The 7,673-nt window shown below is 44.0% G+C and carries 7 protein-coding genes; 2 read left to right on the forward strand and 5 right to left on the reverse strand.

Annotation, left to right across the window (positions count from 1 at the left end; genetic code table 11):
- The first annotated feature begins 11 nt into the window (after nt 1-11).
- Nucleotides 12-2,594 (forward strand): DNA mismatch repair protein MutS, encoded by a 2,583-nt coding sequence (mutS, locus tag AACT52_RS29870; protein ID WP_073634432.1) that lies wholly within the window; start codon nt 12-14, stop codon nt 2,592-2,594.
- 211 nt (nt 2,595-2,805) lie between these two features.
- On the opposite strand, the gene AACT52_RS29875 is transcribed toward mutS, so the two are convergent.
- The 4 genes from AACT52_RS29875 to AACT52_RS29890 form a co-directional block, all read right to left on the reverse strand.
- Nucleotides 2,806-3,033, reverse strand: coding sequence for a hypothetical protein (locus AACT52_RS29875; protein WP_158054814.1), 228 nt, complete (start codon nt 3,031-3,033; stop codon nt 2,806-2,808).
- Between the two features lie 88 nt (nt 3,034-3,121).
- On the reverse strand, nt 3,122-3,649 hold the full coding sequence (locus tag AACT52_RS29880) for a DUF4276 family protein (RefSeq protein WP_198941018.1): 528 nt from the start codon (nt 3,647-3,649) through the stop codon (nt 3,122-3,124).
- A gap of 149 nt (nt 3,650-3,798) precedes the next feature.
- The gene (locus tag AACT52_RS29885) at nt 3,799-3,921 is read right to left on the reverse strand and encodes a hypothetical protein (protein ID WP_272937125.1); all 123 of its coding nucleotides are present in this window, start codon (nt 3,919-3,921) and stop codon (nt 3,799-3,801) included.
- A gap of 91 nt (nt 3,922-4,012) precedes the next feature.
- Nucleotides 4,013-5,281: a tetratricopeptide repeat protein gene (locus AACT52_RS29890; RefSeq protein ID WP_073634433.1), complete on the reverse strand. Its 1,269-nt coding sequence runs from the start codon at nt 5,279-5,281 to the stop codon at nt 4,013-4,015.
- Between the two features lie 118 nt (nt 5,282-5,399).
- Here AACT52_RS29890 and sfsA point away from each other — a divergent pair, with 118 nt between their 5' ends.
- Complete coding sequence (sfsA, locus tag AACT52_RS29895) at nt 5,400-6,185, forward strand: DNA/RNA nuclease SfsA (protein ID WP_073634434.1); 786 nt, start codon at nt 5,400-5,402, stop codon at nt 6,183-6,185.
- A gap of 3 nt (nt 6,186-6,188) precedes the next feature.
- Here the strand turns inward: sfsA and AACT52_RS29900 are convergent, their stop codons facing one another.
- Nucleotides 6,189-7,076, reverse strand: a complete 888-nt coding sequence (locus AACT52_RS29900) for a class I SAM-dependent methyltransferase (RefSeq protein ID WP_073634435.1) — start codon at nt 7,074-7,076, stop codon at nt 6,189-6,191.
- Nucleotides 7,077-7,673: the final 597 nt, after the last annotated feature.

A 7,673-nucleotide genomic window follows, 5' to 3' on the forward strand; every position in this document is an offset into this window, starting at 1 on the left:
GGTAGACATCCATGACTGCTTCTTACTCTGCATCCCAAACATCCCAACCCAATAACCCGACTGCGCCGCACACTGACACTCGATTGGTGGATCGCAGTAAGCTGACTCAAATGTTTCAGCATTATGTCGAGACGAAGGATAAGTATCCTCATGCGATGCTACTGTATCGAGTGGGAGATTTCTTTGAATGTTACTTTGAAGATGCTGTGACTTTGGCGCAGGAATTAGAACTCTCCCTCACCAGCAAGTCAGTAGGGGAAGTCGGACGGGTAGCGATGAGTGGTGTACCGCACCACGCCTGGGAACGCCACGCGACACAGTTGGTAGAAAAAGGATATGCTGTTGTCATTTGCGACCAAGTGGAAGATGCTGCGGAAGCTGCAGGGAGGTTGGTGCGGCGGGAAATCACGCGCATCCTGACCCCTGGCACTTTGCTAGAGGAGGGAATGTTAAAGTCAAGTCGCAATAATTACCTGGCGGCTGTGGTCATGGCTGGGGAGCATTGGGGTTTAGCGTATGCAGATATTTCCACTGGTGAATTCCTCACCACGCAAGGTAGCAATTTAGAGCATTTAACACAGGAACTTATGCGCTTGCAGCCTGCGGAGGTGCTTATTCCCACCAACGCACCAGACTTGGGAAGTTTACTGCGTCCGGGAGAAAAATCAGAACATCTCCCCCAATGTTTGCCACCATCGTTTTGTTATTCGTTGCGATCGCAAATTCCGTTCTCTCAAGGAGAATCTCGGGCAAGATTGTTGCAAAAGTTTAAAGTGCGATCGCTAGAAGGATTGGGTTGCGATCATCTTCCTTTAGCCGTCCGCGCCGCAGGTGGGTTGCTGGAATATTTGGAAGATACGCAGAAGGAAAACGCTATCCCCCTCCAGTCGCTACGCACCTATACCCTCACTGACTTTTTAATTGTTGACCATCAAACTCGCCGCAACCTGGAAATTACACAAACTGTGCGCGATGGCACTTTTCACGGTTCCCTGCTTTGGGCTTTGGATAAAACCAGTACGGCGATGGGTAGTCGTGCTTTACGGCGGTGGTTGTTGCAACCACTACTTGATATTAAAGGTATTCGGACACGGCAAGACACGATTCAAGAATTGGTAGAAAATACAACTCTCCGTCAAGAACTACGGCAGTTGTTACGTCAAATTTATGATTTAGATCGGCTCACGGGACGCGCTGGTTCTGGTACTGCTAATGCAAGAGATTTACTTGCTTTGGCAGATTCTCTATCTCGTTTACCGGAATTATCTCGCTTGGTCGCTGATGCTCGTTCACCCTTCCTGAAAGCATTGCAGAAGGTACCGCCTGTTTTAGAAGAGTTAGCACAGCAAATTCGCGGTCATCTGGTGGAGTCGCCACCGATACATATCAAAGAAGGCGGGTTGATTCGCCCTGGAGTTCATGTTCAGTTGGACGAAAGACGTGCTACTGTCGAAGACGACCAAAAATGGATTGCCAACTTGGAAGTAGACGAAAGAGCAAAGACGGGAATTCCGACGCTGAAGGTGGGATTTAACAAAACTTTTGGTTATTATATCAGTATTTCCCGTGCAAAGGCAGACCAAGTGCCGTCTAATTATATACGCAAGCAAACGCTGGTTAATGAAGAACGCTACATCACGCCGGAGTTGAAGGAACGGGAAGCGCGAATTCTCACGGCGCGAGATGATTTGAACCAGTTGGAATATGAGATTTTTGTGGCGTTGCGCGAAGAAGTGGGTTCACAAGCCGAGGTGATTCGCAATATTTCTCGTGCTGTGGCGGCGGCGGATGTGTTGTGTGGTTTGGCAGAGTTAGCGGTTCATCAAGGTTACTGTCGTCCAGAAATGGTGGAAGGACGAGAAATTACGATTGTGGATGGGCGTCATCCGGTTGTGGAACAGTCTTTGCCTGCGGGTTTCTTTGTGCCGAATTCGACGCAGTTGGGAAGGGAAGAGGAGGACAAGGGAAATTCTTCTCATCCTGACTTAATTATCCTCACTGGTCCAAATGCGAGTGGTAAGAGTTGTTATTTGCGTCAGGTGGGGTTAATTCAGCTGATAGCGCAAATTGGTAGTTTTGTACCTGCTAGGGAAGCTAGGTTGGGAGTGTGCGATCGCATTTTCACTCGTGTGGGTGCAGTAGATGACTTGGCGACTGGTCAATCTACTTTTATGGTAGAGATGAATGAGACGGCGAATATTCTCAACCATGCAACGTCGCGATCGCTGGTGTTGTTGGATGAAATTGGCAGAGGAACGGCAACATTTGATGGTCTTTCTATTGCTTGGGCGGTGGCGGAGTACATTGCAACGGAGATTCGGGCGCGGACGATTTTTGCCACGCACTATCACGAGTTAAATGAACTAGCGTCGCTATTGCCAAATGTTGCCAATTACCAGGTGACGGTGAAGGAGTTACCAGACCAAATTATCTTTTTGCATCAAGTCCAACCGGGAGGCGCTGATAAGTCCTACGGTATTGAGGCGGGAAGGTTGGCGGGTTTACCCAAGGTGGTGATTGCACGGGCAAAACAAGTCATGGGGCAAATTGAAAAGCATAGCAAGATTGCAGTTGGTTTGCAAAACCTGGAATAGTGATGTTGTAAAGTGACAAATTAAATGACCGTGGCGACACATTATTTGTCAAAGTAGTCAAAGTAGTAGTTTTCGACAAATTACTTGTCAATCTTAATTGACGAATAACTAATTATTTGTCGTCAAAGTTATTTCGACAACCGTTAACAAAATAATGTCTTTAGACTTGTCAACGAGCTGTGTGAGGCTATAAATTCACCTCACCACACTATCATAGAGCTTTTGAAGCTCGCGTTGTGCTTAAGCTTCCTATTTTCAATCTGCCCCATTTGGTTTTTAACTGTTTTCTGGTTGACTGTTCCTGACCTTCGCTGACTTCTTCAAATTCTGGCTCAATGTGAGGACGTTCTGATTCTGACAGTTCCAGTCTGATCATGCGTCCTTCATAGTAAATGCGGGCTGTGGCTTCATCTTCAACTGCTCTTTGGATATCGTAAATATCAAGATAGTATGATTTTTAATAAGCCATCGTAGAATATTTGAAAACTTTTAGAGCGGTTGTTGGATGGGTTCATATGTAGCGAAATTTATCGTGCTGCTCTTGTCTTTTCTAGACCTCCTTTATGATGCCCTGCCCTCTGTAGCACTTTTTCTAAAGCTTCCCAAGTTCCACCTGTAATCGCATCTGCCTCACGGTATTTTGCCTGATTTTCTAGATTAGGTGATACTCCAGGATAAGCATTGATAAGAGCATGTAGATCTCCAAAAAACCAAGCTTCTAGTTCTTCTATTGCTACTCTATTGAGGACTTGAAATTTCTGACTTATACCGACGGATGTTTTAGTACTAAAGCCTGTATTAATAGCTATTTTTTCTAGTTTTCCCTTCAATAATTTACAATCTTCCCGGTCTTCATCAACTAAAACTACAATTCGGTCTTCGTCTGGCAACCAAGATTTATATCCTCTCAAACGGTTAGGTAATTTAGAAAGCAAATCGGTTTTACCTTGGTAAGGATGAATATCAAAAGTAATTTCTTCTCCTAAGATTTTAGGTAATAAATTTTGGAGAGCTTCTTTCATTGATAATTCTTCTACTAAAAACTCAATGTGCAAGTTTGTTTACTCCTCCTTTATTTTGCTTGAGGTATATTCCTTTTAGGTATTCGCAGATGCCCAAAGGGCTTGCTCAAACCCTAAAGTCGCCCCATTGCCGTTTTTCTGTTCGGTTTTTTTCTGACCACGAGCCACTAAGTACTACTCCCTTAAGTAAAATCTCTTCTAATACGAGTTAACGCCTGGTTTAAACCTTCACTGTGAATCCAACCGACAAACCCGCCGTAAATCATTTTGTCATTGCGATCGCCTTTATGCGGGGCTTTGCCCATCACACATCCTAAAATTCTGGTGATGGGGCATTATCGGCATAGCGGCGAATATTGCAGTTGATATAGGAATCATCGCATCACTAAACCTTATCTATCCTCTATCGCGTTCCCAATCACCAATCACTTTTTGCAAATACCATTCCTCTGACATTCCTGGATAGTCGTACTTCGCCTGATCAATCAATCTTTGGGCTATTTCCCAATATCCTCCAACCAGTCTCAACAGGCGCTGTCGTAGTAACTTATACCTGGCGTTTGTTGAGTTAGAGCTAGGGGAGTTGATTTTGTTTAGGCTATCTAAGACTTGTTGGTAATTTCCCCAGTCTTCTTTTTCACAAAACATACTTGCCGCACGCTGATAATCTTCAACAGCGCGTTCCATTTCTTCTAGGCAAGTGTAGGCAATGCCACGATTGTAGTAAGCTGTTGCATCATCGGGATTTATTTGCAGTGCTTGGGTATAGTCGTTAATTGCACCAAGATAATTCCCCATGACTCGATAGGCATTGCCTCTAGCAATATACAGCATCGCGTCTTGGGGTTGCATCTGGAGTGCAGAGTTAAAATCGGCGATCGCCCCAGTATGATCTCCTAGATGAGAACGGGCTTTTCCTCGGTTACGGTAAACTATGGCATCATCAAAATTCAGTCGCAGTGCTTGGTTAAAGTCTGAGATAGCCTCCCGATAATTTCCCTGTTTGCAACGCACCACCCCTCGACAGCAGTATGCTTGTGCATCTTGTGGATCAACTTGCAACGCCCAGTTTAAATCCTCCATCGCCTCGCGGGTGTCTCCCTTTTCTGCTTTTTCCAGTAACTGCGCGAAATATTCTTTTTCAGATTTGATTGGTGCAATTGTGGGAGTTGTTTGTACAATTGCCGCAGGTTGTTCCTTTGGTTGGATCTGTTTAATTTTTTCTAGACACTGGCGACAGTTCTCTGTGTCCTTTTGCTGTAGATATAATTCTGCCGCTTTTTTAAAGTTGGCGATCGCATCTTGAATATACCCTTGTTTACGGCACACTGTCCCCCGTAAATTATAAGCCGCGGCATAATTTACATTGAGACGAATCACCTGTTCCACATCTGCAAGCGCCCCTGGCAGATTTTTCAGCGCCACTCGTGCTAAGGCGCGACAGTAATAAGCTTCCACACTTTGGGGATTAAGCTTCAGCGCTTCTGTGAAGTCAGAAACAGCACTGAGTATTTCTCCTAAATCATAGTATGCTAAACCCCGTTGATAGTAAGCTTCAGCCAAGTAAGGTGTTAGCTGCAAAGCACGGGTAAATTCCTCAATCGCTCCAGCATAGTCTTTTTGCTGGGCTTTTTCCAATCCTTTATTGTAAAATTCGTCATTCATGGCATTTGTTTGCAGGATAAAGTCAGGTTGAAAGCTTAAGGGTGAAGTACTTCATACTTTACACTTCAGATTTCAGTCTTCGGTTGACTCATTTCAAATTGTTCATGAAAATGACTAAATGACGAATGACTACCTTTACCGCTACCCACCCCTGTATCCTGGTGTCTTGCTAAGACGCTACAAGCGATTTTTTGCCGATGTTGAACTTGCTTCTGGGGAAATTGTAACAGCGCACTGCCCCAACACAGGACCAATGACAGGACTTTGTACTCCTGGTAGTGCAGTGCAGCTGTCTTACAGTGATAATCCTAACCGCAAACTTCTCTATACCTGGGAAATGATCCAGGTACATGATAACGAACCCACTTGGGTAGGCATAAATACTAATTTACCCAATAGGATTATCAAATTAGCTTTAGAAAAATACCTTTTTCCAGAATTGGGATATAGCCAAATTCGCACTGAAGTTCCCTACGGGGAAAATAAATCAAGTCGGGTGGACTTCTTGTTATTTCCACATACAAACTTCAACATCCCATCTAGCGATTTGTTCCTAAAAAGTGGTAAATTAGTTTTGGCTGAAAATAGCCGTCATATATATCTGGAAGTAAAAAATACAACTTGGGCGCAGGGCAAGTTGGCACTATTTCCAGACACGGAAACAACACGAGGACAAAAGCATTTGCGGGAACTGACAGCACTCCTGCCCCAGAATCGTGCAGTCATGCTTTACTTTATAAATCGAGGTGATTGCACTGAGTTTGCTCCTGGTGATAGTGCTGACCCTATGTATGGTAGACTGTTAAGGTCTGGCATCGACCTTGGTTTAGAAGTTTTACCTTGCCGTTTTGAAGTTAACCCAGAAGGTGTGCGTTATTTAGGTTTGGCAGAATGCAAGTTTTGAGCTTTAGGCATTGCGTCTGGCGACACACATCAGAGATAATGCCGCTTCTGGTGAATTGGGATTAATACCAGACAACCATTGGCTGAAACGATACTTGATCTGCGATCGACCATAAATGCCTTGTAAGACTTCCGCTCCAAGAGTGTGGTTGTGAGGATATACTTTCACTGTAAAGCCAAGAGGCTCCAAAGTTTGGTAATAAAGTTCTGGCGTAACACCAGCACCGGGTTTGTGGTGGGTTTCGCTTGCAATCATGGCATCATGTTTTTTTTGTGACATCAATTTACCACCACTCATTAACCGATATATCGGTACCCGTATCTTATACAAAAGCATACCCAAACCTCTCCAGTTCCAAGCAGTCAACTGTGGGTCATGATCTGTAATCAACAATCCACCAGGACGAACCAGACGCGCTGCTTCTGCCAAAACCTGAGTCATATTGTCGCAATGGTGTAAAGTTGCATTGAGTGCAACGATATCTGCAAACTCGTCAATAAATGGCAAGTTGTGGGCGTCTGCAAAGATGGGTATGTAACCAATCGTTCGCGCCATTTCAAGAGACGTGCGCGAAATGTCTATACCAATCAGCAGTCTTGGTGAACCACCCAACGACGCATACAAATTGCCAGGACCGCACCCTATATCAACGACAATTTTGTCATCCCAACTACCCATTGCAGCACGCCAGCATCCTTTGAATGCTTCGTCCCGGTGACAGGCTTCAAAATAGCCTTTAGCCCATTGAGGATTGTCATAGTAATAACGATTTGCTTCCATTGCTGCAGTGAAATTGGCAATAAAGCTGGTAGGAATGTGTCCTGTTTGCCAAATTACATAGGCATCTTCAGCAATATATTGCTCAAGAACAGAAGCCAGGGATGTTTGCATATCTTATTCCTTAGCACAAATGCGTTTTTGAGTTTATTTGTGGTAATGCAATCCCTGTCTTACCCAAAATCAAGTAAATTTAGCTACTCAATCTATACAGCTAAAATACAGCTATGGGCTACTTAATCAAAGTGTAAAATCTCGTTTAACAAATAAAAGCAGTGAATTTACTTAGAAAGCTTAAAGAAAGCTTGAAGATATGAAAATTGCAAAAAAATAGACAAAACATTTTATAAAAGTATAAAAATTATGCATCTCGTCAAGTCATGTTCTAGACCCTACAGGTACTACCAAACTTGATGGCTCGTTTAACTGCCTATACCTATCTGCCGCAAAAGCCATGCCTCGATATTTATGCCAAAGACTTACCAGCACTATCTCCCGCTATTTTTTAGTTCCGTCGAACTCACGTTACTTTACTCTATGGAAGGATGGAAAAGTTCGCGAAATTCAGTTAAAAATTCCGTTGTCTGTCAAAAACCTAACCATACTTTAAAAGCCCCTCTGAATTTAATCAGAGAGGCTTTTTGCTTAAATATTAACCTGGCACCGAGCTATTGTCACAGGCAGCTACCCGCCAACTATCGTCGCCACAGC

The sequence above is a fragment of the Scytonema sp. HK-05 genome, assembly GCF_963872035.1.
GTDB lineage: Bacteria > Cyanobacteriota > Cyanobacteriia > Cyanobacteriales > Nostocaceae > Kalymmatonema.